We start from the raw sequence: 25,733 nt of genomic DNA, 5'->3' as shown, positions 1-25,733 counted from the left end.
TGACGCGTCCACAACCGGATTGAACTGGCTGCGCGACGCACCGTCAGGTGGCGAGGTTGCCGTAGCTCGGTGTGCCTGCCGTCCGGTAGGTCAGTTGCAGTGCGCCGTTGGCGTGGGTGATCGACTCGGAGAGCCGGAAGGCCGTGGGCACGGCGCCTCCCGCGAACAGCCGCTTGCCGCTACCGAGTACCAGCGGATAGAGCCACAGGTGCAGCCGGTCGACGAGGCCGAGGCGCAGCAGCGACTGCACCAGGTCGAGGCTGCCGATCACGTGGAGCTCGTCGTGGCGATCCTTCAGCCCGGCGACGCCCTCGGCGAGATCACCGCTGACGAGCGTCGATCCCTCCCACCCCAGCGGCTCGGCGAGCGTACGGCTCGCCACGTACTTGGGCACCCGGTTGAGCAGGCCGGTGAAGGGGATCTCCACGGAGGCCTTCGGCCAGTAGGCGGCGAAGATCTCGTACGTCTTCCGGCCCAGCAGCAGCGCGTCCATGCTCGTGGCCTGCTCGAACATGGCACTGCCGGACTCTTGGTCCACCAGCGGCGCCTGCCACCCGCCATGCGCGAAGCCGCCGTCGCGGTCCTCGTCGGGTGCACCCGGCGCCTGCGCCACACCGTCCAGCGTCACGAACTCCGTCACGACGAGCTTGCCCATCTGACGCTCCCTTCGCTCTCCGATCCGCCCTCGGCCAGACCGCGCGACGGATCGAGAATCATCGGCCTGATCCGTGGTCGGCAGCCAGCGCTACCGCCCACCGGCCGCTCCTGGGAGCAACGAGCTGACGCGCGGTCGGTTTCCGGAAGGCGGGCACCCACCGCTCGGGTGCTGCCGAGGTCAGCGGATGCCGACGAAGAAGCGGGTCTGGTCGCTGCGGTGCAATGCGTAGTAGGCCTCGAACCGGGTGCCGTCCGGCAGCCAGGCCACGGACTCGATGCCGAGCAGGGGCGTCGAGGTGGTGACCTCGAGCAGGGCAGCGTCCTCGGGTTCGGGGAAGACGGCTTCGATCCAGCGGTCGGCCCCGACAGGTTCGAGCCCGTACCGGCGGCGCAGCACGTCGTAGAGGGACTGGTTCTCCAGGACGGCCCGGTCCAGGCCGGGCACCAGCCGGGCCGGCAGCGCGGTGTCGACGAGCAGCCAGGGCTGGCCGTCGACACCGCGGAGCCGACGCATCCGCACGACCGACTCGCCGACCGGAATCTGCAACAGGTCCGCCTCGCGCTGGTCCGCCGGGCTGAGGCTCTGGCTGATCGTGTGGGTGGTGACCCGGCGTCCCGACTCCCGCAGGTCGTCGGCGGAGCCGGACACGGAGCCGACGAAACGCAGCTCGGTCTTGCGGGGAGCGACGAAGGCGCCCCGCCCCTTGACCTTATAGATCATCCGTTGCTGGACGAGCTCACGCAGCGCCTCGCGGACGACGGTGCGGGAGACGCCATAGAGGTCGGTCAGCTCCGCCTCCGACGGCAACGGCTGGTCCGGGGCTATCTCACCGGCCTCGATCTGGCCGCGCAGCTCCCGCATCAGCTGCATCCACAGCGGCTCGCTCCCGTCGCGGGTGAGCCGCCGGTACGTCATCGTCATGGACTTCCTTCCCCATCGACCGGATACAGCATGCCATGACCGCGCAGTCCTGTCATGACAGGAAGCGTGGGTCGTTTGCCAGCCCAATCACCGATTTGGCACGTGAACGTAACCCCCATCACTGTGACTTGAAACACGTTTGTCATCAAGCTCTAGCCAACCTGTCACTACAGGTCTGTAATGACTGGACCTCATCGCAGCCCCTCAGCTGCGGTCGGCTGACTGAGCACGTCCACTCCCGCTCCGGCGGGTTTTCGCTCTCTCTGGAGGCCCCCACCATGCGTACCCATCCCTCGTCCCGACGGCGGCGGACCGCCGTCGTGGCCGCGCTCGTCGCGACCGTCGCGGTCACCGCGACCGGCTGCGGCTCCGGCGCGAGCGGCGGCAACGCCAAGGACGGCGACAAGCCGTTCATCGCGCTGAGCAACGGCTTCATCGGCAACGGCTGGCGGCAGACCATGATCGCCAAGTTCGAGGCCGCCGCCACCAAGGCGCAGAGCGACGGGCTGATCGGCAAGTTCAAGGTCGTCAACGCCCCCGGCGAGAACTCGGCCACCGAGCAGGTCGCCCAGATCAAGAGCCTGCTGCTGCAGAAGCCGGACGCCCTCCTGATCGACCCGGCCTCGCCGACCGCGCTCAAGCCGGTCATCCAGCAGGCCTGCGACGCCGGCATCAAGGTCGTGGTCTTCGACTCGGCGATCGACGCCCCCTGCGCCCACGTGCTGCTCAACAGCTTCAAGGACTGGGCGACGGCCGCCGCCGAGCCGCTGGTGAAGGGCATCGGCGGCAAGGGCACGGTGATCGTCAGCCGGGGCGTCGTCGGCTCCCAGCCCGAGGCGGAGATGTACCAGACCACGCAGGACATCCTGGCCAAGAACCCGGACGTCAAGGTCGCCGCGACCGTCAACGGCATGTGCGACGGCGCCAAGGCGCAGAAGGCCGTGCTCGGTGTGCTGTCGAGCGTGCCGAAGGTCGACGGGGTCATCGGCTGTGGTGACGGCTACGGCGTCGCCCAGGCCTTCACCAGCGCGGGCAAGCCGGTCCCGGCGGTCACCTTCGAGACCAACGGCCGCGCGCTGAAGTACTGGCAGGACAGCAAGCTCGACAACGGCTCGGTCGCGGTCATGTCCGACCCGGGCCAGTCGGTCGCCGCCCTGTGGCAGGCGATCGACCTGCTCGACGGCAAGGACATCCCGAAGGAGATGACCTTCCCGATCGTGCTGGTGGAGCAGAAGGACGTCGCCGCGTGGGCCGGCGTCCTGAAGCCCGACGAGTACGCCGCCTGGCCGTGGACCCAGGAGCTCTTCCGCAAGCAGGTCGAGGCCGTGAAGAGCGGCGGCGCCCCGGTGCAGCCGCCGATCCCGACGGCCGCCGGCTGACCACACAGCAACAGAGGAGCGCATCATGCACGTCGACAACCTGCCGGTGGGGTCGCACGCGGCCCCGCCGCAGGGCGACCGGACGCCGTCCGCGGCGCCACCGGTCGTCACCGCGCGGCGGGTGACCAGGACGTACGGGCGCACCCGAGCCCTCACCGGGGTGGACCTCGACGTCCGCGCCGGTGAGGTGCTCGGCCTCGTCGGCCACAACGGCGCAGGCAAGAGCACGCTGATGCGCATCCTTGCCGGCCTGGAAGCGTGCGACGAGGGCACGGTCACCGTGGGTGGGCAGGAGGCGCCGCGCGTCGTCGCGCCGGGCTCCGAGCCGTTCCGTGCGGTCCGGATGGCCTACCAGGAAACGTCGCTCTGCCCCGACCTCACCGTCGCGGAGAACATCTGGGTCTCCTCCCGGCACTGCCTGCCCCGACTGCGCTGGCGGCGGGCGGCCAGCGCCAAGGTCGTCCGCCGGCTGGACGAGATGTTCCCGGGCCACGGGGTGTCGCCGCGGGACCGGGTCGAGGACCTGTCGCTGGCGCAGCGGCAGATGGTGGAGATCGCCCGGGCGAGCCTCGTCGATCGGCTCGACCTGCTGATCCTGGACGAGCCGACCGAGTCGCTCGGCCCGGACGCCGCGCGGTCGCTCTACGCGTACGTCCGGCGGCTCACCGCCCAGGGCACGGCCGTCCTGCTCATCTCGCACCGGATCCGTGAGGTGCTCTCCGTGGCCGACCGGGTCGCGGTGATGCGCGACGGGGCGGTCGTCGAGGAGCGGCCCGCGGCCGGCCTCAGCGAACAGGACGTGCTCACCCTGATGGGTGCGGAGGTGGCCGAGCCCGCCGCCGCGCCCGCCCCCGCCCGCGTGGCCGGCGACCGGCCGGTCGTCGGCGAACTGCGCGGCGCCACCGGCCACGGCCTGCACGACGTGTCGATCACGGTCGGCCGGGGCGAGGTCGTCGGGCTGGCCGGCCTCGCCGGCCAGGGCCAGCAGCAGGTGCTCGAACGACTGTGGCGCCCCGTCCGGCGGGACACCACCGTCGAGGGCACCCGCGCCTACGTGCCCGGTGACCGGCAGCGCTCCGGCATCCTGCCGCTGTGGTCCGTGGCGGAGAACCTCATCGTCACCGCCATGCGCGGCCTGGCCCGGTACGGCGTACGCCGTACCGGCGCGGAGGACGCCGCGGTCCGCGACTGGGTGGACCGGTTGGCCATCCGCGGCGGCGGCGACGCGGGCATGACCGAGCTCAGCGGCGGCAACCAGCAGAAGGTCATCGTGGCCCGGGCGTTCGCCTCCACGGCGGAGCTGGTCCTGCTCGACGACCCGTTCCGCGGGGTCGACGTGCACACGAAGACCGACCTCTACACGCTCATCCGGCAGGAGGCGGCGGGCGGCCGCAGCGTGGTCTGGTACTCGAGCGAGAACGCCGAGATGGCGCACTGCGACCGGGTCTACGTGCTGCGCGCCGGCCAGGTCGTCGCCGAGCTGACCGGCGCGGAAATCTCCGAGGAACGGATCATCGCCGTCTCCTTCGCCGAATCCGAGCCCACGGGAGCACAGCGATGACGAATCTCGTCGCGACGGCGATGCCGTCGCGGGCCCTGCTGCGCCGCACCGGCCCCGCCATGGTCAGCGCGGTCGCCATGGTGGCCATGATCGCGGTCTGCGCGTCGCTGCAGTCCGACGTGCTGACCGTCCCCGGTCTCACCCTGGTCCTCTCGGCCACCGTGCCCCTGGTCATCGCGGCCCAGGCCCAGATGGTGCTCATGTCCGTGGGCGACATCGACCTCGGCATCGGCAACTTCGTCGGCCTGGTCACCGTCATCACCGCCACGAAGCTGGTCTCCTCCCCCGGCACCGGCGCGCTGATGCTGCTCGGCCTCGTGGCGGCCTACGCGGTGCTCGGCGCGCTGATCCACCTGCGCCGGGTGCCGTCGCTGATCGCCACCCTCGGCGCCTCGTTCGTCTGGCTGGGGCTGGGGATGTTCGTCCTGCCCACGCCGGGCGGCAGCACCCCCGAGTGGTTGGCGACCTTCGGCTCCTGGCAGCCGGGCGGCTTCCCCGCCCCGCTGCTGCCGATCCTCGTCGTCGCCGCGGTGGTCTGGCTGCTCTCCGCCCGCAGCTCCGTCGGGGTGCGGGTCCGCGCGCTGGGCAGCAACCCGGTCGCGCTGCAACGGGCCGGCCTGCGACCGCTGACCGCGCGGATCATCGCGTACGTCGTGGCCGGGGCGCTCGGCGTGCTCTCCGGGCTCGCCCTCGCGTCGCAGACCGGCGGCGGCGACGTCTCGTCCGCCACCAGCTACACCCTGATCACGGTCGCCGCGGTGATCCTCGGCGGCGGATCCTTCGCCGGCGGCACCGCCGTGCCGTGGGGCGTCGCCATCGGCGGCATCACCCTCGGCCTGGTCAGTGTCGTCCTCAGCCTGCTCGACGTGCCGTCGAACATGCAGTCGGCCGTACAGGGCGTGATCGTGCTGGCCGTGCTGGCCGGCCGCGCCGTGGTCGGAAAGGTGCTCCGATGACCCTCCGTACGCTCGCCCGCCCCTGGATCTGGGGCTTCGTCGCCGCCACGCTGGTCTGGGTCACCATCCTCGCCATCTCCAGTCAGGGCAGCGGGCAGACCGTCTCGCTCGCGCTGTCCCTGGCCCCGTACCTGGTCATCGTCGGCCTCGGCCAGATGCTGGTGATCACCGCGGGGCCGGGCAACATCGACGTGTCGGTGGCGCCGATCATCTCCCTCGCCGGCTTCGTCGCGGTCCAGGTGACCGCGTCGACCGGTTCGGTGCCGGTCGGCATCCTGGCCGGCATCGGTACCGGGCTGGCCGTCGCGGTGATCAGCGTGGTGGCGATCCTCGGGCTGTCCGTCCCGCCGATCATCGCCACCCTGGCCGCCGGGCTGATCGCCTCGTCGCTGACGCTGTCGCTGGCCGACGGCTTCACCGCGGTGCCCGACGACGGGCTGCGCAAGCTGCTCAACCTGCGCCCGGCCGGCGTGCCCGTGCTCGCCGTCGCGGTGGCCGCGCTGACCGCGCTGGTCGTCGTCCTGCTCCGCCGCACGACGTACGGTCGCTCGCTGCTCGCGGTCGGGCAGAGCCGGCCGGCCGCGGAACGGGCCGGCATCCCCGTCACCCGGATCATCGGCACGACCTACCTGGCCAGTGGCGCCCTCGCCGGACTGGCGGGCGCGCTGCTCGCCGCCTACATCGCGCCGTCGCCCGACCTGGGCACGCGCTACCTGCTCGACTCGGTCGCCGTCGTCGTCATCGGCGGCACGCTCATCTCGGGCGGCCGGGCCGTGCCGGTCGGCATCTGGGGCAGCGCGCTCTTCTTCATCCTGCTCGACGGTCTCGTCAACCTCGTGGGCTGGAGCACGGCCGCGCAGAACCTGCTCAAGGGCGGCCTGGTGCTGTTCGTCCTCTTCCTCGCCGGTGGCGGAGCGCTCCGCAACACCGGCGGGACCACCCGAACCCGTCGACGGCTGCGACCCGCGGCCGCGACAACCGCTGGAACTAGCACAGGAGAAAACAGCAATGGCTGACACCGACGGTCTGCTCGACGCCCGCGACTTCGGCGGGGCCGCCGCCACCGCCGCCGGCTTCCATGTCAAGGGAGCCCACGCCCAGGACTGGGGCCTGCAGAACCGGCTGTCCCGGATCTTCCGACCCGACAACGGCCGTACGGTGATGCTGGCCTTCGACCACGGCTACTTCCTCGGGCCGATGGCCGGCCTGGAGCGGCTGGACACCAACATCGCCCCGCTCGTGCCGGACGCCGACGCGATCATGATGACCCGCGGTGCCCTGCGCACCAGCATCCCGTCGCACAGCAACGCCGGTATCGTGCTGCGGGCCAGCGGCGGGCCCAGCGTGCTGCGGGACCTGTCGGACGAGCACATCGCCCTGGACATCGAGGACGCGGTCCGGCTCAACGCCGCGGCGCTGGCGATCCAGGTGTTCATCGGCGGCGAGCACGAGTCCCGGTCGGTGGCGAACCTGGCGGCCCTGGTGGACGCCGGACAGCGGCACGGCATCGCCGTGCTCGGCGTGACCGCCGTGGGCAAGGACATGGTCCGCGACGCGCGCTACTTCCGGCTCGCCACCCGGATCAGCGCGGAGATGGGCGCCCACATCGTCAAGACGTACTACGTCAACGAGGGCTTCGAGACCGTGACCGCGGCCTGCCCGGTGCCGATCATCGTCGCCGGCGGCAAGAAGCTGCCCGAGCTCGACGCGCTGACCATGGCGTACCGGGCGATGCAGGAGGGCGCGGCGGGCGTCGACATGGGCCGCAACATCTTCCAGAGCGAGTACCCGGCCGCGATGCTGGCCGCGGTCCGCGCCGTGGTGCACGACGACGCCAAGCCCGAGGACGCCTACGAGCTCTTCCGGGAGCGGTCGGCCTCTTCCGCGTCCTGATCATCGCCAGGGGTGCGGGTCTCCCACCCGGCCCGCACCCCTCATCTCCGGGAGCTCCTCATGCCACACCCACAGACCGGCGCCGATGACATCGTCGACCTCGTGGTCATCGGCGCCGGCATCAACGGCCTCGCCATCGCCCGAGACGCCGCCAGCCGGGGCCTCAGCGTCGTCGTGGTCGACCGCGGTGACGTCGGCGCCGGCACCACCGCCACCTCCAGCCGGCTCATCCACGGCGGCCTGAAGTACCTCGAGCGCTACGACTTCGCCCTGGTGCACGAGTCGATCCGGGAACGGCACCTGCTGTTCCGCACCGCGCCGCACCTGGTCCACGACTACCCCATGCTGATCCCGTTCTACGCCGGTGACAGCCGGCCGGGACCCCTGATCCGCCTCGGCCTGGCCGCGTTCGACGTCCTGGCCGCGGGCCGTGGGCGCGGACGCAGCCGGGGCATGTCCCCCCGGGCGATCGGCCGGCGCTGGCCCCACCTCTCGCGCAAGGGGCTGCGCGGCGGGGTGCTCTTCAACGACGCCCAGGTGCCGTGGGCCGAGCGGCTCTGCGTCGAGCTGCTGGTCGACGCCGAGCGGCTGGGCGCGCGGGTGCTGACCTACACGACGGTGACCGGTCTGCTCGTGACGGGCGGGCGGGTGGACGGGGTCCGGACCCGGGACAACCAGTCGGGGCGCGAGGGGGAGATCCGGGGACGCCTCACGATCAACGCGGCCGGGCCGTGGATCGACCGGATCCTCGACGGCCAGGTGGCGAGCGGGCGCCTCAACGGCGGCACCAAGGGCAGCCACGTCATCATCGACCCGTTCCCGGGCGCCCCGGACACCTGCATCTTCTTCGAGGCCGCCGCCGACCGGCGACCGATCTTCATCTTCCCCTGGGAGGGCCGCTACGTCCTCGGCAGCACCGACCTCACCTACGAGGGTGACCTGGACGAGGTCGTCGCCAGCGACGCCGAGATCGACTACCTGCTCACCGAGGCCAACCGGTTGTTCCCCCAGGCCGGCCTCACCCCGGACGACGTGCTCTACAGCATCGCCGGAATCCGCCCGCTGCCCTACACGGCCGGCGTGTCGGACAACGCCAAGATCAGTCGTGGGCACACGGTGCTCAACCACGCGCCCGCGTACGAGGGGCTGCTCACGATCATCGGCGGCAAGCTGACCACCCACCGGGCCCTCGCCGAGGACGCCACCGACGAGGCGCTGAAGGTGCTCGGCCGGCCGGCGCAACGGTGCACCACCCGTACCCGGCCGCTGCCCGGCGCCGACACGCCGGACTGGTACGCCTTCCGCGCGGACTTCGCGCGTTCGGCCACTCCGTTCACTCCGGCGCAGTCCGCCCGGCTGCTGGACATCTACGGCGTCCGGGCCCGCCGGGTCCTCGAACTCGCCGTGGCCGACCCGACACTGGCCGAAGTCGTCGACGAGCGGACCGGGGCGGTCGCCGCCGAGGTTGTCATGGCCTTCCGCGAGGAACGGGCCGTGACCTTGGCGGACGTGCTGCTGCGCCGTACGCTGATCGGCCTCGGCCCGGACATGGCGGTGTCGGCGGCCGTGACCTGCGCGGACGTCGCCGTACGGCATCTCGGCTGGGACACCGAACGGGCCGACGCCGAGGTTGCCGCCTACCGGGCGGAGCTGCGGCGCTTCCGCCCGCGCGGGCTGAGCCTCGCCCCGGCGACCGGAACGAGCGACAGGAGGACGTCGTGACGACCCCGCACACCTGCTATCTCGGGGTCGACGTCGGCCTCACCGCCACCAAGGTGGCCGCCTTCGACGTCGTCGGCAACGAGCTGGCCGTCGTGCACGCCCGCACTCCGCGCACCAGCGTCACCGCCCACCGCCACGACGTCGACATGACCGCCCTCGCCGACACGGTGCTGTCGCTGCTGGCGGACGTCGGCGGCAAGCTGGCCGCCGAGGGGTACGCCCCGGCGGGCATCGGCGTGGCCGCACACGGCAACGGCATCTACCCGGTCGACGCGTCCCTGCGCCCGATCGGGCCGGCCATCGCCTCGTCGGACAGCCGGGCGCAGCACATCGTCCAGGCGATCCCGCCGGAGGGGGCCCGCCGGCTGGCCCGGGAGACCGGCTCGATCCCGTGGGCCGCCCAGCCCGCGGTCCTGCTGCGCTGGCTGCGGGACGCCGAACCGGCGACCTACGCCGCCACCCGGTGGGTGCTGTCCTGCAAAGACTGGGTCACCGCGCAGCTCACCGGCGTGGCCAGCGCGGACTACAGCGACGCCAGCGCGTTCGGCATGGTCGGGCTCGACACCCGCGCGTACACGCCGACGGCGCTCGAACTGGTGGGCCTGCCCGCCGCCGACCTGGACCGGTTCCCACCGCTGCGCAGGTCCGACGAGGTGGTCGCCGGTCTGAGCGCGGCGACGGCGGCCCGCACGGGGCTGCCCGAGGGCCTGCCGGTCATCGCCGGGTGCATGGACTGCGTGGCCGCCACACTCGGCGCCGGAGGTCGGGAGCTCGGGGACGGGACGATCATCGTCGGCACCTGGGCGATCAACGGCGTGGTGGTGCCCGCCCGCACCCCCGCCCCGGAGGTCACGCTCAGCGCCTTCATGCCCGATCCGGCCACGATGCTGGCCATGGAGGTGGCGCCCACGTCAGCCGCCAACCTCGACTGGCTCGCCTGCGCCGGGGTGCCCCACCAGCAGACCGGCGGCGTCGCCGCGGCGGAACTGCTGGAGGAGGCCGCCGCGGTGCCGCCCGGCGCCGACGGCCTGCTGTTCCTGCCCTTCGTCAACGGCTCGCCCGAGCATCCGTCGGCGTCCGGCACCTTCCTCGGCATCTCCAGCAACCACCGCCGGGGCCACCTCACCCGGGCCGTCATCGAAGGCGTCGCGCAGTACCACCGGGTGCAGCTCGACCGGGTGCTGGCCAGCGGCGCGGACGTCGGTGACCGGCCCTGGCGGCTGGCTGGCGGCGGCGCGCGGTCGACGGTGTGGGCGCAGATCTTCGCCGACGTGCTCGGCCGCCCGGTCCGGCGGCAGCTCACCAGCGAACTCGGTGCCCGGGGCGTCGCCTCCCTGCTGCCCGGCGCCCTCGGCCACGACGTGCCGCCGTGGACCGTCAACGACGAGGACGACCTTTGCGTGCACCCGGGGCCGAACCGCGCCGCCTACCGGGAACACGCCCAGGCGTTCGACCGCTGCCTCGCCGGGATGTCCGCCGTGTGGTCGGAGGTTGAGCGCTACCGCAGCGCTGGAGGGAACTCCTGACCTCGGGTGGCGGGTGACATCCCGGCGGACCTGAGGAGCGTCCCGCCGGGATGTGCGGAGGGTGAGCAGCCGCGGTGGATCGCCTCGGACGATTCGTGGGCCGCGATCGCGCCGCTGCTGCCGCCCGGCCGCCCACCGAGCCCCGCCGTCGCTACCCCGACGTGCGGGGCGTGGTCGAGTTGGCGGTCCCCGACCGGGCCGCGGGTCACACCGCGGGCGGCCGGCCCGTCTCAGGGGCATGAGAAGCCTTGGACGTGGGGTGGCCGCGCTGCTCGGCGCGGCGTCGGTGATCATCGGGGTGTGGGCCCTGCTGCGGCCCTTCTCCTTCAGTTCGGCGGTGGACTTCCCACCGCACGAGCACTTCGTGCACGACGTGGGGGCGTTCCAGCTCGGCATCGGGGTGACCCTGCTGCTGGCGCTGATCTGGGCCGACGCCCTGGCCGTCGCCCTCGCCGGGTACCTGGTCGGCGGGGCGGCGCACACGGTCTCGCACCTGGTCGACGCGGACGCCGGCGGCAGCGCCGGGCAGACCTGGCTGGTCGGCCTGTCCGCCGTACTCGCCCTGGTCGCGCTGGTGGCCCGGCTGCGGCAGTTGGGCTGGGTGGTTGGGTACGTCGATCCCGCCCCGTCCGCCGCCTGGGCACCGCTGGCCCGCCAGAAGACGGTGGCACTGACGACGTACAGGCGCGACGGAACGGCCGTGGCCGCGGCGGTGAGCATCGCGGTGGCGGGAGAGCGGGCGTACGTGCGCAGTTTCGAGAAGGCGTGGAAGACCAGGCGGATCCGCAACAACCCGCGGGTGGCCGTGGCCCCGTCGACCGGGCTGGGAAAGCCGACCGGGGCGGCGGTCGAGGCCGAGGCGCGGCGGTTGACCGGGGCCGAGCACCGGGCGGCCAGCCGGGCGCTGGTGCGCAAGCACCCGCTGCTGCAAGGGGTGGTGGTGCCGTTGACGCACTGGCTCGGGCGGGCGAAGACCGGGCGTACGGTCCACTTCGCACTGACCCCGGTGGCGTCGGCCGGGCACGTCAGCCCCACCGCCGTGGCAGGTCGGCCGCCCACGCCCGGGACAGACGAACGCTGATATACGCGCGGGATATATACGCGAGGTATACGCTCGGGGTATGGTGTCCGCCATGAGCGTTCCCATGACCCTCCTCGGCCTGCTCGAACGCGAGCCCAGCCACGGCTACGACCTGAAGCGCGACTACGACTCCTTCTTCAGCCGCGGCAAGCCGCTGCCGTTCGGCCAGGTCTACGCGACCCTCGGCCGACTCGTCCGCGACGGCAAGATCGTGGTCGGCGAGGTCGAGCCGGGCGTCGGCCCCGAACGCAAGCGCTACGTCATCACCGACCGGGGCGCGACCGAGTTCGAGTCGTGGCTGACCGAGCCGGTCGAGGCCGAGCCCAACCTGCAGACCGTGCTGTTCACCAAGGTCGTGCTGGCGCTCATGCTCGACCGCCCCGCCGAGGAATACCTCGACACGCAGCGCGCCACGCACCTGCGGCGGATGACGGAACTCACCGAGATCAAGCGCAACGGCAACCTGGTCGACACCATGCTGGCCGACCACGGCCTGTTCCACCTGGAAGCCGACCTGCACTGGATCGACACCACGGTCGCCCGGTTGGACGCCCTCAAGAAGGTGGTACGCGGATGAGGGCGATCGAGGCGCGCGACGTCCATTTGTCCTTCGGCGAGACGCCGGCGCTGCGCGGCGCCAGCGTATCGGTGGCCCCGGGCGAGATCGTCGCCATCATGGGCCCGAGCGGTTCCGGCAAGTCCACCCTGCTGCACTGCCTGGCCGGGATCCTCGTGCCGGACGCCGGCGAAATCCACTTCGACGGCCGCCGGATCGACACCCTGGGCGAGCAGGAGCGCAGCATCCTGCGCCGGGACCAGTTCGGGTTCGTGTTCCAGTTCGGCCAGCTCGTACCGGAGCTGACCGCGGAGGAGAACGTCGCGCTGCCGCTGCTGCTGAGCGGCGTCAAGCGGGCCGCGGCGCTCACGGAGGCGCGGCCCTGGTTCGAGCGGCTCGGCCTGGCCGGGCTGGAGCGGCGGCGCTCCGGTGAACTCTCCGGCGGCCAGGCGCAGCGGGTCGCGCTGGCCCGCGGCCTGGTCGCCCGGCCCGGGGCGCTGTTCGCCGACGAGCCGACCGGGGCGCTCGACTCGCTGACCGGCGAGCAGGTCATGAACCTCCTGGTCACCTCCGCCCGGGAGCAGGGCACGACCGTCGTGCTCGTCACCCACGAGGCCCGCGTCGCCGCGTACGCCGACCGGCAGGTCATCGTGCGCGACGGCAAGGTGAACGCGTTGGTGCCCGCATGATCCGGTTCGCGGTACGGCTGTCCGTGGCCGGCGGGCGGGAAGCCGCCACCCGGCTCGTTGTCATCGCCGCCGCGGTGGCGCTCGGCGTCGGCATGCTCCTGGCGACAGTCGCCGGCATGAACGCGGTCGGCGCACAGAACCAACGGAACGCCTGGCTCAACACCGCCGTCGCCCCGGCCTCCTCCGATCCCTCGGTCGACCCGCTGTGGTGGCTCATCCGGGAGGACTACTACCACGGCACGTCCATCGGCCGGGTCGAGGTCGCGGCGACCGGCCCGGACGCGCCCCTGCCGCCGGGCATCCCACGCCTGCCCGGGCCTGGCGAGTACTACGTCTCACCCGCCCTCGGCGAGCTGTTGCGGGCCACCCCGGCCGCGGAACTCGGTGACCGCTTCCCCGGCCACGAGGTCGGCACGATCGGCCGGGAGGCGTTGCCCTCTCCGGAGTCGCTGCTGATCGTCATCGGCCGCCCGCCCGCCGACCTGGAGCACCTGGGTGCCCGCCAGGTCACCCAGATCATGACCACTTCTCCGGACGGCTGCGCCAACGGCTGCTATGTCGGCATCAACGGCGACGGCATGGCGCTCGTGCTGTCCGTGGTCGCGGCCGCACTGCTCTTCCCGGTGCTCATCTTCATCGGCACCGCAACCCGGCTGGCCGCCACCCGCCGGGAGCAGCGCTTCGCCGCGATGCGGCTGGTCGGTGCCACGCCACGGCAGATCTCGCTGATCTCGGCGGTCGAGTCGACACTCGCCGCCGTCGCCGGGACCGCCGCCGGGTTCGGCCTGTTCTTCGCGTTCCGGCCCGGCCTCGCGGCGATCCCGTTCACCGGCGAGCCGTTCTTCGCCGCCGACCTCTCTCTCACGATCGTCGACGTCCTGCTGGTCGCGCTCGGCATCCCGGTCGGTGCCGTCGTGGCCTCCTGGCTGGCCCTGCGGCGGGTGCAGATCTCGCCGCTGGGCGTGAGTCGACGGGTGACGCCGAAGCCGCCGCGCGCCTGGCGGCTCGTCCCGCTGGTCGCCGGCCTCGCCGAACTGACGTACTTCATCGGCCGGCGTCCCGCCACGACCAACGGCCAGCTCACCGCGTACCTCTCGGGGTTTCTGCTGATCCTGGTCGGGCTGGTGCTGGCCGGGCCGTGGTTGACCATGATCGCCGCGCGGCTGCTGGCCGGGCGGGCGAGCCGGCCCGCCACGCTCATCGCCGCACGCCGCCTGTCGGACAACCCGCAGGCGGGGTTCCGGTCCGTGAGTGGGCTGATCGTGGCGCTGTTCGTGACCAGCGTGGCGACCGGCACGATCACCACGTACATCGCCAACCGCGGCGAGCCGCGCACCGACTCGGTGGCCGCCACGTCACTGTCGAAGATCTTCTGGCCCGAGGACGGTCCCGCGCCGACCCCGGACCAGATCCCGGCCGGCCTCGCGGCGATCCCCGGGGTGCGCAGCGTGACCGTGGTGCACCGCAACCCCGACCCGGACGGGTGGCACGGCATCATCACCTGTGCCGAGCTGGACCGCCTGGCGGCGTACGGCAGCTGCCCCGCGGGCGCAAAGGTCGCGACCGTGACCCCCGACCTCGTCGGCCTGCGCGCGTTCGACCTGACCGACGACACGTACGTCTGGGAGGCCGTCGACGTCGATCCCGCGCAGGTCGACCGGCAGCCGATCGTGTCGGTGGTCGTCGACACGACCAGCCGCTCCGCGTTCGAGCGGGCCCGGACGATGCTGATCGACGCGTTCCCGAAGGATCGCTTCCCGACCAGCACCGCCGAATGGGAGTCGAGTTCCGCGCGGCTGCTGAGGCAGTTCCAGCAGCTGGCCAACGTGGTGATGCTGGCCAGCCTGCCGATCGCGGGATGCAGCCTGGCGGTGAGCGTGGCCGGCGGGCTGAGCGACCGGCGGCGGCCGTTCAGCATGCTGCGGCTCACCGGGGTGCAACTGCGCACCCTGCGCCGGGTGGTCGCGCTGGAGACCGCCGCGCCACTGCTGATCGTCGCGGCGGTGGCGATCGGAATCGGGTTCCTGGCCGCGCATCTGTTCCTGCGGGCGCAGCTGGGCTACACGCTGCTGGCACCGAAACCGTCGTTCTACCTCATGGTGGTCGGTGGGTTGGCGGTGTCGCTGGGCATCGTCGCCTCTACGCTGCCGCTGCTGCGGCGGATCACCGGCCCGGAGACCGCCCGCAACGAGTGAGCCGTCCTCCGGCAGCGCGGTTGCATCTCAAGCCGACGGCGCTCGGTTCATGAGGTGCGACCGCGCTGCGGGAAGGTCGTCGATGTGGTTTCGGATCAGCCGAGTGGGACCTGGACGGCGACGTCGTGCTTGGGGTAATGCGCCTCGACCTGGTCGGCGCCGTACTTCTGGCAGAACATCTCGACGACGTGGTTGACCCGGTCGGCGTCGGTGACGGGGGTGGCGCTCGAGCTCAGGGCCGTGCCGTTCGCGGCCAGCTGGATGAACGGGGTCCGCCGGACGTTCTTGTACCAGTCGCTGTCCGAGCCGGTGATCGGCACCAGGAAGACGCTGTCGTCCTCCTGCACGAACCACACCGGGTGCGAGATCTGCCGGCCGGTCTTCCGGCCGGTCACGGTGATCTCGACCTCCTGGACGCCCTGCAGAGCGTCACTGATCACGTTGTCCACGATGCCCCTCCGACAGCCTCCCGACGTGCTCCCGCTCGCCAGCCTATGAACCGGCGCGCATGCTCGTCCCGGATTCCGGCATCCGGTGGTGAACGGGGCCGTGGGCTCCGGCCTGGTGTGCGAGCCGGATCGGGGCGCTCCCACCCCCTCCCCCGAACGGAGCCCGACTTCCACACCACCTGGCGGGACGCACCCGGGCCCCGCCCCAGCCGCTTGACGCGGCACAAGAGCGTCGCCCGGGTGCGCCCGGTCAGCCGCCCAGGGCGAGGTCCGCCACCTCGGCGGCGCACCCCCAGGACAGGGTGACCCCCGCCCCGCCGTGGCCGTACGCGTGCACGAGCCGGCTGCCGCGCGGGCCGGCCGGCTCCGGATCCGTCTCGACCCGCGGGCCGCCGTGCCGGGCCGGCCGCAGCCCGATCCGCTCGCCGAGCACCAGTGCCTCGGCCAACTCCGGCACCAGCGCGACGCAGCGGCGCCGGATCGCCGCCGCCGTGTCCGGGTCGGGCGCGGTGTGCCCCACCCCCGGCTGGTATGTGCCGCCGAGCACCACGTCGTGCCGGCGCGGGTGCACGTACGTGATCCCGGCCGGGTCGTCCTCGTCGCGCACCGAGACGGTCAGGCCCGGGTTCGCCACCAGCACCAGGTGCCCGCGCACCGGGTGCACGGCCGGGTCGGCGGCGAGCTGACCGGCGGCCAGACCCGTCGCGTTGACGACCGTCGGCGCGGTGTCGAACGCGTCGGCGAGCCGCCGCACCCGGCGACGCAGCACCCGCCCGCCGCCGGCCTCCAGCCGCTGCCGTAGCCAGGCCAGGTATGGCGTCATCTCCACCGTCGGCGCGGTGAACCGCAGCAGCGTCGTGTACGGCGGCCCCGCCGGCTCCGCCACCAGGTCCCCGCACGCCTCCGCCCACCACGGCGGGCCGGCGTACGGCTGGCGCAGCAGCATCCGGGTCGGCCGCTCGACCACCCCCGGCACACCGTCCGCGGCCTGGCGGCCCAGCTCCGTGTGGGTCTCCCGCGCCCAGCGCAGCACCCGCGGGTCCTGGTCGGTGTGGCTCGGGTACCAGACGGCGGCGGCCACCGTGGACACCGTGTCCGCCGGGTCGTCGGCGGCCAGCACGGTCACCCGCGCCCCCCGCTGCTGAAGGGTGACCGCCGCCGTCATCCCGACGACCCCACCCCCGACCACCACCACGTCCGTCGCTGCCGTCATCGTCCGCTCCCTCGCTCGTGCCGTTGGCCTCGGATCGTCGCCGTCCCGGCGGGCCGCCGTCCAAGACGGATCGGACAGCCGGCGATAAGCGGGGCTTATGATCGATCCATGTCCGACGCGCCGACCCTGGACGCCTGGTTGGACCTGCGGCGGCTGCGCTACTTCGCCGTGCTCGCCGAAGAACTGCACTTCACCCGGGCCGCCGCCCGGCTGCGCGTCGCCCAGCCCGCGCTCAGCCAGCAGATCCGGGCCCTGGAACGCCAGCTCGGTGTGCCGCTCGTGCACCGCACCAGCCGGGGATGCAGGCTGACGGAGGTGGGGGCGCGGGTCGCCGACGAGGCCGCCCGGTTGCTCGCCGAGGTGGACGCGGGGACCACCCGCATCCGGGACCTGGTACGCGGGCGGGGCGGCCGACTCCGGCTCGCGTACACGCGGTCGGCGCGGGGCGGCCGGGTCGACGCGCTGGTCGCCCGGTTCCGGGCCGCCCACCCGGACGTCGAGGTGGTCCCGGAGACGGCCTGGACGGCGCCGAACGTGGCCGGCCTGCTCGCCGGCCGGCTCGACGTGGCGTTCGTCCGCCCGCCCGTCGACGAACCGGCGTTGGCCTGCCGGACGGTCGACACCGAGGAGCTGCTGCTGGCCCTGCCCGCAGGTCACCCCCTCGCCGCCAGCCGTCGCCGGGTCAGCCGGGCCGAGGTGGTCGACCTACCAGCCGTGATGTGGCCGCGCGAGAACGGCCCCGGCATGTTCGACCGTACGATTGCCCAGGTCTGGCCGCAGGGCGGGTTCCGGCTCGTCCGGCAGGAGCCGGACGACGAGCAACTGCTGCGGGCGGTGGCGCAGGGAGACGTGGTCGCGGCCGTTCCGGCCGGCCGCGCCCGCGCGCTGCGGCTGCGCGAGGTACGGCTGCGCCGGTTCACCGCCCCGACACCCACCGTGGACGTCGCCCTGGCCTGGCCGCGCGACAGCACGAACCCCGCCCTCCGCCGGTTCCTCGCCCTGCTCGACTGAGCTAACCGCAACGGCGCGATCCCGGCTCACGTTCGCAGCCACAGCGAGCGGGAGCTGCGGAGGCCTGCTACGAGAACGGACGGTCGGTGGCACTCATCGCCCTGGACACCTCATCCAGGGTCGGCAGCGCGCCTTGTGCGCCCCGGCCACGTGTCGACAGCGCCGCCGCGACGGCCGCCCAGCGGGCGGCTTCCGCCACGGCCCGGCCGGGCCGCGCCACCAGGGCGGTCGCGAGGGCTCCGCAGAAGCAGTCGCCGGCGCCGGTCGTGTCCACGGCCTCGGTACGGAGCGCCGGAACGTGATCAACTCGGCCGTCCGGCTCTATCACGGCCGCGCCCTGCGACCCGAGGGTCACCACGACGGTCGCCGCGAGCCCGAGCTTGCCGACGGCGCTCGCCACGTCGTCCAGGCTCTCCGGCAGGGACGTGCCGGCCAGGACCGCCAACTCGGCCCGGTTGGGCACCAGCACATCCACCCGGCGTACGAGGACGTCGGGAAGCGGAGTCGCGGGCGCGGGATTCAGCACCAGGAGGCCCCCGGCCAGCGCTGCGGCCCGCTCCAGGGCGGGCGCCGCGACCTCGCACTGCATCAGGGTGAGCGCTGCCGTCGCGATCATGTCCCGGTGCCGGTCGACGCGGGCCGCGTCCAGTGCGCCGTTCGCCCCTGGGTGTACCACGATCACGTTCTCGCCGGCGCCGTCCACCGTGATCAGTGCTGTCCCTGTGGGGACGTCATGGACGACCGCCAGCCCCGACACGTCCACGCCCCGGCCGGCGAGCCGCTGCCGCACCTGCTCACCAGCGGCGTCGGCGCCGACGCATCCGACGAAGCCGACGGGCGTACCGAGGGTGGCGATGGTCATCGCCTGGTTCGCGCCCTTACCGCCGACACCCTCCCGGTACTCCCGGGCGGTCAGCGTCTCCCCCGGCCCGGGGAGCCGGTCGGTCACCACCATGCGGTCAAGGTTGGCGCTGCCCACCACCGCGATCTTCGGGCCGTTCAACGCACCGTCGCCTCTCTGTCGGTCGCCCATGCCAGGACGATCTCGCGCCACGCCGTGTCGTCGAGGCGGCTCACCACCGTCACGGCCACGTTCTCCTCTGGGGTCATGTCCGAGCGGCCGTACGCGTCGACGGCCACCCTGGCGGGCGTCTCGACCGCCACCACCTCCGGACGCGCCACGACAGCTGCGGCCACCAGGTCGTGGCAGTATCGGCTGGCTGTGCCGGACCAGTACCGCGCCAGCATTTGCGCGCGCACCCCGGGCCAGCCGTTGCCGCCGGCGAGCACCCGCCGGACGGCCTCCGGCGGGCAGCTCGCCCGGGTGGTCGCGTCCGTCGGCACGACCCGCACGCCCCGGCCGGGCGGCTCGGCGAACAGTTGCCGAGCGGCCCGGGGGTCGCGGGCGAAGTTCGGCTCGGCGCCCCGCACCACGCCGGGCAGGGAGAATGCCCCACCCATCACGGTCAACCGGACGTGCGCGGGCCAATGGCTCACCTGCCCGGCGAGGCGCTCGGCGGTGGTCAACGGGCCGAGCACCAGGTAGTCGGTGTGCGCCGGCAGTGACGGGTCGACGCGTACGTCGCCGTCGAACTCGGCACCGTGCGTGGGGACGAACGGCCCGAGGCCGTACTCGCCGTGCAGCCGCGCGCCCGACGGGACCGCGGCCCGCGCGGCGGGGTCGATCTCGGCGCCCCGCAGCAGCAGCGGCCGCCGGGCCGGAGCGAGCACGCGAAGCGCATGGGTGACCGCCGCCCCGACGACATCGGCGGGCCGTGCCCCGCCGGTGGCGATGATCGCCGGTATCTCCACATCCGGCAGGCGCAGCAACCAGGCGAGTGCCACCAGGTCGTCCACGCCTCCGTCGGTGTCGACCACGATGCGCCGGGGTGGCCCGGTCATCGTCCCGGCCTCCGCCGGCAACGGCGGCTCCGCGGCGACTCAGCCATCGGTCACACCGAACCGGGAGCGGAGCCAGCCGGCGACGGCGCCGATACCGGACCAGGAGGCCAGCCCGAGCAGGCTCAGCAGCAGCAGCCCGACCATTGCCTGCGGGATGTTGTCGGTCTCCTGGCTCTGCGCGACCAGGTATCCGAGCCCGCCCTGGGCGCCGATCAACTCGCCGATCACTGCGGCGGTGACCCCGGCCAGCGCACCGAGGCGGAGCCCGACCACGATGTGCGGCAGGGTCATCGGCAGTTCGAGCCGGAAGAACCGCCGTGGGCCGGAGAGCGCGAGCACCTGACACAGGTGGCGGTAGTTCGTACCGATGCCGCGCAGCCCGGCCAGCGTGTTGACCAGCACCGGGAAGAACGTGACCAGTGCGACCAGGGTGATCTTGCTGGTCACGCCGAGCCCGAGCCACAGCACCAGGAGCGGTGCGATCGCGATCTTCGGGGTGATCTGGATGAACACCAGCAGCGGCATGGCCGCTCGTTCCAGCCAGCGCCATCGGGACATCGCCACCCCGGCGAGCACGCCGACCGTCAATCCGATCGCCACCCCCTGCAGCAGTTCGGCACCGGTCACCCGGAGGTGGACGAGCAACTGCTCGCCGGTGAGCATCCGCCAGGTGTGCGTCACGATCTCGATCGGGCCGGGGAGGGTGTATGTGGGCACGTGCGCGAGGTGGACGTAGCCCTGCCAGGCCAGCAGGAAGGCCGCTACCGACGCCGTGCCGAGCACGGCGCGCGGTAGCCTGCCGAGTCGCTGCTCGGTCACGAGGTGGCCTTCACGAAGTCGGACGCCCGCACGTCGCCCTGGATCAGGCCGTACTTCTTCTGCGCGTCCACGGCGTTCTGCCAGGCCACCGGGTCGCCGTAGCCGAGCCCGTGCGCCCTGGTGGCGTCGCTCTGCCACAGGTCCTTGACGAAGACTTCCTGCATCACCTGGGTGACCGACTTTTCCTGGCCGGCGAAGCTGGTGGCGTACTTCTGGACGGACATCTCGACGGCCTGCGGCAGCTTGCCGTCGATGAGGTCCTGCAGCGCGGCGTTCAGCGCGGTGGTGAATCCGGTGACGGCCTTCGGGTTCTCCTTGGCGAACTGCTGGCCGGTGATCACGACGTTGCCGAACGACGGGAGGTACTGGTTGGACAGGATCTGGGTGACCTGCACCCCGGCGGCCTGCAGGGTGTAGTAGCGCAGCCGCGAGAAGACGATCGCGTCGACCTGCTTGTTCTGCAGTGCCGAGACGATGGCGCCGGTACCGACGACCTTGACCGTCAGGTCCTTCTTCACGTCCAGGCCCGCCGAGGCGGCGATCGCCGTCAGCTGGACGTAGTTCGGGGAGCCGAGGCTGGTCACCGCGACCGTCTTGCCCTTCAGGTCGGCCGGGTTGGTGATGCCGGAGTCGGCGAGGGTGAGCAGCGCGCCGATGCCCTGCTGGTACGTGGTGTGCACGACGAGGTCCGGCACGCCGTTGGCCACCGCCTGGATCACACTGTCGGCGTTCGGGAAGCCGAACTGGACGTTGTTGGCGGCCACGTTCTTGGTGATGGTCGCGGCGTCGGCGTACAGGAATTCGACGTCGAGGTTCTGCTTGGTGAAGTAGCCCTGTTCCTTGGCCCAGTACAGCGGCGCGTAGTAGGGGGCGGCGGCGCCGTCGATCTGGATGCTGACCTTGGTCGTGCCACCGTCGCTGCCGCCGCTGGAGGCATCGACGCCGCCGCAGCCGGCGGTGAGGGCGATGACGGTGCTGGCGGCGATACCGGCAAGGAGGGATCTACGGGTCATGGAGCGCATGGGTGTACCTCGTATTCCAGTTCGATGGGGGTCGGCCTACGACGGACAGGTCGTGTGGTCAGGCCGTGACGGGATCGCGCCACCGCAGGGCGCGGGCCTCCACGAAGGAGACCAGTTGGTAGAGGGCGAGTCCGACAGCCACGATCACCACGATCGAGGCCATCAGCATGGGGACCTGGTAGGAGGAGTTGGCCTCGACCAGGAGGTAGCCGAGTCCCTGGCTTGAAGAGATCCACTCGGCGAGGACCGCTCCGGTCATGGCGTCGACGGCGGCCACCCGGGCGGCGGCGAAGATCGACGGTGACGCTGCCCGGATGTCGATGCGGAACAGTCGGGCTACCGGGTTCAGCCCGACGATGGTGGCGAGGTCCCGGTAGCCCGGGTTCACCTGCCGCAGCCCCGTGGCGGTACCGACCAGGATCGGGAAGAAGGACAGGCTCACGATGAGCACGAACTGGCTGGTCAGGCCGAGGCCGAACCAGAGCACGAACATGGGCGCGAGCGCGATCTTCGGCATCGCCTGGAACACGATCAGGAACGGGGAGAGCATCGCGTCGACGACCTGGGACCGGGAGACGGCCACTCCCAGCGCGGCGCCGATCACCGCCCCGATCGCGAAGCCGACACCGATGTTACGGACCGTGTACACCAGGTGGGTCCACAGCGTTCCGGTCCGCGCGAGGTCCAGCAGTTGCGATCCGACCTCGGTCGGGCTGGCGAGCAGATACCGTGGGACGTCCGCCACCGCCTGGTACGCGCCCCAGGCGCCGACGATCACGAGGACGTACAGCAGCGCCGCGAAGGGCTTGACCACGAACCGCAGGCGGCCCCGTCGCGACGTACCAACCGGTGCCGGCGGCGGCGCGACGGGCGGTGCCGCCGGCTCGGGTGTCGAGGTCTGAACCGTCACAGCTCCCCCCGCAGCATGGCCTGGAACTCCGCGAAGCGCGGATCGAGCTTTGTCCGCGCGTCCCGGGGGCGGGGCAGGGGCACGTCGTGGATCGCGCGTACCCGACCGGGGCGGGGTGAGAGCACGACCACCCGGTCGGCGAGGTAGGTGGCCTCGTCGACGCTGTGCGTCACGAACACGATGGTCTTGCCGGTCGCGGTCCAGATGTTGAGCAGATCGTCGTGCAGCTTCTCCCGGGTGATCTGGTCGAGTGCGCCGAAGGGCTCATCCATCAGCAACAGCATCGGATCGTGGGCCAGCGCCCGCACGATCGAGGTCCGCTGCCGCATCCCACCGGAGAGTTCGCGCGGCAGCGCGTCGGCGAATTCGGTCAGTCCCACCAGGCTCAGCAGTTCGCGCACCCGGGGCTCGTACCGCTGCCGCGGTTCCTTCAACGTCTCCGGCGCGATGCAGGCGTTACGCAAGACGCTGCGCCAGGGCAGCAGGACGGGCTCCTGGAAGACGTAACCGATGTCCCGGCCGGGTGTCGGCCGGCGTGACCACTCCGTCTGCCCGGAGGTGATGGTGTCGAGGCCCGCCATGATCCGCAGCAGGGTGGACTTGCCGCAGCCGGACGCGCCGATGATGGCGAGGATCTCGCCCTGCCGCACGTCGAGCGACACCTCGTGGAGCGCGCGCACCACCTTGCCCCGGTCGGACCGGTACTCCTTGGTGATCTGCGACAACCGCAGCAGGGTTCCCTGCGCGGCCTCTGGGGAACGGCGTTCGGCGGTGGGGTTTCCGGTTGGCACACTCATGGCTGTCCACATCCACAACTTGTTCGGAAGACGGGCTCGGCGGGCAGGGCGATGTGCCGCGCCGGTCGGTACGGGTCGCGTATTCGCTCCTCGAGAAGCGTCAGAGCGCCGGCCGCGAGCGCCGGCAGGGGCTGCCGCATGGTGGACAGCGGTGGCGTGGTGTAGGCGCTGACGTCCGTACCGTCGAAGGACACGATGGCGATGTCCCGCGGGACGTCGAGCCCCCGTTCGCGCACGGCGCGCAGCAGGCCGAGCGCCTGCCGGTCCGAGGCGACGAAGACGGCGGCCGGGAAGGTCAACCGGTCGAGCAGTTCGTTCCCGGCCGCCCGTCCGCCCTCCGGCGTGAAGTCCGCCGGTACCTCCCACACACCTTCGGTGATGCCGTGGTCGGCCAGCGCCTGCCGCCAACCGGACGTCCGGTCGCGGCCGACGATGGTCTCGCTCGGGCCGGACAGGCACGACACCTGCCGGAAGCCGTGCTCGACCAGATGGCTGGTGGCCTGCCGGGCGCCCTGATGGTGATCCACCGCGACCGAGTCGTACCCGGTCGCCGCATCGGCCGGCACCCGGTCGAGGACCACCACCGGGCACGGCGAGTTGGCCAGGGCGGATGCGGTCGACGGGCTCTCGTGGTGCGGCACCCACAGCACCCCCTCGGCCCGGACGTCCCCCATGGCGGCGAGTCGCTCGCCCTCCTCGCCGCCGTCGGAGTGCAGCAGGAACAGCAGCTTTCCGCGGCGTGCCGCCTCGGTCTCGATGGCGTTGGCCAGCTCGGCGAAGAAGGGGTTGCCGCCGTCCGGCATCAACAGGCCGAGGAAGCCGCTGCGGGTACGGCGGAGCGCCTGGGCCACGCGGTTCGGGCGGTACCCGAGGTCCCGGATGGCTGCCTCGACCCGGGCCCGGGTGGCCGGTGCGACCGGGCGTGGACCGCCGTTGAGCACATAGCTGACCACCGACGGCGAGGTCTGCGCCCGCCTGGCCACATCGGCTCGAGTCACCTTCATGAACACCTCCGGGGGAAGGAGAGCCGAAGATACGTCCATCACATGGGGTAGTCAATACGTGTTGATAACCTCGGCCCCGGCCAACGCTCGCTGGCGTCACCGGCACGCGTGGCCGTCGCCCGGCGAAACAGAAACGTAACTTCGGCCAGTCGGAAGCCGCCCCGGCCGCCTGGGCACTCACGGCACTCTGGAGCCCGCCCTCCAGACCGGGTCAGCGGTCCCGGAAACTGCGCTGAGTAGCCGGAGAGCGGAAGCCCTCCGACGGGAAGCTCGCCTCACGGCTAGCGAACAGCGCTTGACCACATCGCCTTCCACATGCTGAAACGCGCCGCCTCTCAGAGCGATGCGAAAGCTCTGGCGCTTCTCGGGACAGCGGTTTCCACCCCTTGACGAACCACGGCCGGTGACGCATAGTCGACTCTTCCCAGACGGAAGAGGTACATCCGCGTCGTGGAAACGAGACTGCATGCCTCAACCGACAACTCGGGTATTTCAGTCGCCATCCCGGGCGGCGAGACCGACTCGAGAGCTCGGTTCTGGACCCAGGAACAACGAACCAGCATCGATTTATCCGTCACTCTCGGTGACATCAGGCTGAGCAACCCGGTCATGCCCGCGTCCGGCTGTTTCGGCCCGGAGCTCGGCACCCTGGTGCCGCTGGACGAGCTGGGCGCCCTGGTCACGAAGACCGTCTTCGCCGCGGTGCGCTCCGGCAATCCCGCACACCGCATCACCGAGACTCCAGACGGAATGCTCAACAGCGTCGGCATCCCCAGCCCTGGTGTCGACGAGTTCCGCTCCCGCGTACTCCCCCGGTACCTCGCCACCGACGTGCCCACCATCATCAGCGTCGGCGGGCTGACCGTGGCGGAGTACTGGACGGCGGCGGAGCAACTTGCCGGCCACGGCGCCGCAGCGCTCGAGGTGAACGTCTCCTGCCCCAACCTCGAACACGGCGGCCTGGCCATCGGCACCGACGCGGCCACGGTCGAACGGGTCGTGTCCGGTGTGGTGGCCCGCTCGCACGTACCGGTGTTCGTCAAACTCACCCCGAACGTGACGTCGATCGTGGACATCGCCCGCGCCGCGGAGCGCGCCGGCGCCACGGCCATCACGGTGGCCAACACCTTCCCGGCAATGAGCGTGGACGCCACCCGCCGTACGGCCGTACTCGGCAACGGCGTCGGTGGACTGTCCGGGCCCGCGGTGAAACCGATCGCGCTGCGCCTGGTCTGGCAGGCCGCCCGCGCGGTCGACATCCCGATCATCGGCTGCGGCGGCATCAGCTCGGCGCGGGACGTCCTGGAATTCCTCCTCGCTGGGGCGAGCGCAGTCCAGGTCGGGACGGCCAACTTCGCCCGCCCGTACGCCATGGCGGAGATCGTGCGGGAGCTCGGGCCGCTGCTGGCCGCATCGGGCACCATGTCCGTCTCGGAAGTCGTCGGCTCACTACGGGTCTGAGCCCGCCG

General features: G+C 72.1%; 24 protein-coding genes. 13 read left to right on the top strand and 11 right to left on the bottom strand.

What is annotated here, in order from left to right; genetic code table 11:
• Positions 1 to 43: 43 nt before the first annotated feature.
• Together ACGF5G_RS22535 and ACGF5G_RS22530 are read right to left on the bottom strand one after the other, a co-directional pair.
• Positions 44 to 655 carry a dihydrofolate reductase family protein gene (locus ACGF5G_RS22535; RefSeq protein WP_393265695.1) on the bottom strand — a complete coding sequence of 204 codons (612 nt, stop codon included), beginning with the start codon at positions 653 to 655 and terminating at the stop codon, positions 44 to 46.
• A 180-nt stretch (positions 656 to 835) separates the two neighbouring features.
• Positions 836 to 1,579, bottom strand: a complete 744-nt coding sequence (locus ACGF5G_RS22530) for a GntR family transcriptional regulator (RefSeq protein ID WP_357703641.1) — start codon at positions 1,577 to 1,579, stop codon at positions 836 to 838.
• A gap of 278 nt (positions 1,580 to 1,857) precedes the next feature.
• Between ACGF5G_RS22530 and ACGF5G_RS22525 the strand changes: the two genes are divergently transcribed.
• From ACGF5G_RS22525 to ACGF5G_RS22475, 11 genes are all read left to right on the top strand, one after another.
• Complete coding sequence (locus ACGF5G_RS22525; RefSeq protein ID WP_393265692.1) at positions 1,858 to 2,958, top strand: ABC transporter substrate-binding protein; 1,101 nt, start codon at positions 1,858 to 1,860, stop codon at positions 2,956 to 2,958.
• Positions 2,959 to 2,983: 25 nt separating this feature from the next.
• Positions 2,984 to 4,519 carry a sugar ABC transporter ATP-binding protein gene (locus ACGF5G_RS22520; RefSeq protein WP_393265689.1) on the top strand — a complete coding sequence of 512 codons (1,536 nt, stop codon included), beginning with the start codon at positions 2,984 to 2,986 and terminating at the stop codon, positions 4,517 to 4,519.
• Positions 4,516 to 5,475: an ABC transporter permease gene (locus ACGF5G_RS22515; protein WP_357461172.1), complete on the top strand. Its 960-nt coding sequence runs from the start codon at positions 4,516 to 4,518 to the stop codon at positions 5,473 to 5,475. Before ACGF5G_RS22520 ends, ACGF5G_RS22515 begins: the two co-directional genes overlap by 4 nt.
• A complete protein-coding gene (locus tag ACGF5G_RS22510; protein WP_393265686.1) occupies positions 5,472 to 6,491 on the top strand; it encodes an ABC transporter permease in 1,020 nt (339 codons plus the stop codon). Before ACGF5G_RS22515 ends, ACGF5G_RS22510 begins: the two co-directional genes overlap by 4 nt.
• Positions 6,484 to 7,368 (top strand): 3-hydroxy-5-phosphonooxypentane-2,4-dione thiolase, encoded by an 885-nt coding sequence (gene lsrF, locus ACGF5G_RS22505; protein WP_393265683.1) that lies wholly within the window; start codon positions 6,484 to 6,486, stop codon positions 7,366 to 7,368. Before ACGF5G_RS22510 ends, lsrF begins: the two co-directional genes overlap by 8 nt.
• A 60-nt stretch (positions 7,369 to 7,428) precedes the next feature.
• Positions 7,429 to 9,090, top strand: a complete 1,662-nt coding sequence (locus ACGF5G_RS22500) for a glycerol-3-phosphate dehydrogenase/oxidase (protein WP_393265682.1) — start codon at positions 7,429 to 7,431, stop codon at positions 9,088 to 9,090.
• Positions 9,087 to 10,616 carry an FGGY-family carbohydrate kinase gene (locus tag ACGF5G_RS22495; protein WP_393265680.1) on the top strand — a complete coding sequence of 510 codons (1,530 nt, stop codon included), beginning with the start codon at positions 9,087 to 9,089 and terminating at the stop codon, positions 10,614 to 10,616. Before ACGF5G_RS22500 ends, ACGF5G_RS22495 begins: the two co-directional genes overlap by 4 nt.
• Before the next feature lie 238 nt (positions 10,617 to 10,854).
• Positions 10,855 to 11,697 (top strand): PPOX class F420-dependent oxidoreductase, encoded by an 843-nt coding sequence (locus ACGF5G_RS22490; protein WP_393265678.1) that lies wholly within the window; start codon positions 10,855 to 10,857, stop codon positions 11,695 to 11,697.
• Between the two features lie 52 nt (positions 11,698 to 11,749).
• Entirely contained in the window at positions 11,750 to 12,274 is a 525-nt protein-coding gene (locus tag ACGF5G_RS22485) for a PadR family transcriptional regulator (RefSeq protein WP_393265676.1), read from the top strand.
• The gene (locus tag ACGF5G_RS22480) at positions 12,271 to 12,942 is read left to right on the top strand and encodes an ABC transporter ATP-binding protein (protein ID WP_393265674.1); all 672 of its coding nucleotides are present in this window, start codon (positions 12,271 to 12,273) and stop codon (positions 12,940 to 12,942) included. Before ACGF5G_RS22485 ends, ACGF5G_RS22480 begins: the two co-directional genes overlap by 4 nt.
• Entirely contained in the window at positions 12,939 to 15,137 is a 2,199-nt protein-coding gene (locus ACGF5G_RS22475; protein ID WP_393265671.1) for an FtsX-like permease family protein, read from the top strand. Before ACGF5G_RS22480 ends, ACGF5G_RS22475 begins: the two co-directional genes overlap by 4 nt.
• Before the next feature lie 95 nt (positions 15,138 to 15,232).
• Here the strand turns inward: ACGF5G_RS22475 and ACGF5G_RS22470 are convergent, their stop codons facing one another.
• Positions 15,233 to 15,577, bottom strand: coding sequence for a nitroreductase/quinone reductase family protein (locus tag ACGF5G_RS22470; RefSeq protein WP_393265669.1), 345 nt, complete (start codon positions 15,575 to 15,577; stop codon positions 15,233 to 15,235).
• 259 nt (positions 15,578 to 15,836) lie between these two features.
• Positions 15,837 to 16,799: an FAD-dependent oxidoreductase gene (locus tag ACGF5G_RS22465; protein ID WP_393265667.1), complete on the bottom strand. Its 963-nt coding sequence runs from the start codon at positions 16,797 to 16,799 to the stop codon at positions 15,837 to 15,839.
• Between the two features lie 108 nt (positions 16,800 to 16,907).
• Between ACGF5G_RS22465 and ACGF5G_RS22460 the strand changes: the two genes are divergently transcribed.
• Entirely contained in the window at positions 16,908 to 17,810 is a 903-nt protein-coding gene (locus ACGF5G_RS22460; RefSeq protein ID WP_393265664.1) for a LysR family transcriptional regulator, read from the top strand.
• Between the two features lie 67 nt (positions 17,811 to 17,877).
• Here the strand turns inward: ACGF5G_RS22460 and ACGF5G_RS22455 are convergent, their stop codons facing one another.
• From ACGF5G_RS22455 to ACGF5G_RS22425, 7 genes are all read right to left on the bottom strand, one after another.
• Complete coding sequence (locus ACGF5G_RS22455; RefSeq protein ID WP_393265663.1) at positions 17,878 to 18,843, bottom strand: ribokinase; 966 nt, start codon at positions 18,841 to 18,843, stop codon at positions 17,878 to 17,880.
• Positions 18,810 to 19,712, bottom strand: a complete 903-nt coding sequence (locus ACGF5G_RS22450; RefSeq protein WP_393265661.1) for a nucleoside hydrolase — start codon at positions 19,710 to 19,712, stop codon at positions 18,810 to 18,812. The genes ACGF5G_RS22455 and ACGF5G_RS22450 overlap by 34 nt, the downstream gene beginning before the upstream one ends.
• Before the next feature lie 39 nt (positions 19,713 to 19,751).
• Positions 19,752 to 20,531, bottom strand: a complete 780-nt coding sequence (locus ACGF5G_RS22445) for an ABC transporter permease (RefSeq protein WP_393265660.1) — start codon at positions 20,529 to 20,531, stop codon at positions 19,752 to 19,754.
• Positions 20,528 to 21,544 carry an ABC transporter substrate-binding protein gene (locus ACGF5G_RS22440; protein ID WP_393265658.1) on the bottom strand — a complete coding sequence of 339 codons (1,017 nt, stop codon included), beginning with the start codon at positions 21,542 to 21,544 and terminating at the stop codon, positions 20,528 to 20,530. Before ACGF5G_RS22440 ends, ACGF5G_RS22445 begins: the two co-directional genes overlap by 4 nt.
• 67 nt (positions 21,545 to 21,611) lie before the next feature.
• Positions 21,612 to 22,367, bottom strand: a complete 756-nt coding sequence (locus ACGF5G_RS22435) for an ABC transporter permease (RefSeq protein ID WP_393265656.1) — start codon at positions 22,365 to 22,367, stop codon at positions 21,612 to 21,614.
• Positions 22,368 to 22,459: 92 nt separating this feature from the next.
• Positions 22,460 to 23,260: an ABC transporter ATP-binding protein gene (locus ACGF5G_RS22430; protein WP_393265653.1), complete on the bottom strand. Its 801-nt coding sequence runs from the start codon at positions 23,258 to 23,260 to the stop codon at positions 22,460 to 22,462.
• Complete coding sequence (locus ACGF5G_RS22425; protein WP_393265651.1) at positions 23,257 to 24,264, bottom strand: LacI family DNA-binding transcriptional regulator; 1,008 nt, start codon at positions 24,262 to 24,264, stop codon at positions 23,257 to 23,259. The genes ACGF5G_RS22430 and ACGF5G_RS22425 overlap by 4 nt, the downstream gene beginning before the upstream one ends.
• 450 nt (positions 24,265 to 24,714) lie before the next feature.
• Between ACGF5G_RS22425 and ACGF5G_RS22420 the strand changes: the two genes are divergently transcribed.
• Positions 24,715 to 25,725 (top strand): dihydroorotate dehydrogenase, encoded by a 1,011-nt coding sequence (locus tag ACGF5G_RS22420; RefSeq protein ID WP_393265649.1) that lies wholly within the window; start codon positions 24,715 to 24,717, stop codon positions 25,723 to 25,725.
• Positions 25,726 to 25,733 lie beyond the last annotated feature (8 nt).

The sequence above is a fragment of the Micromonospora sp. NPDC047730 genome (assembly GCF_043204765.1).
In the GTDB taxonomy this organism is placed as follows: domain Bacteria; phylum Actinomycetota; class Actinomycetes; order Mycobacteriales; family Micromonosporaceae; genus Micromonospora.
This window is presented reverse-complemented; position numbering and strand designations above follow the sequence as displayed.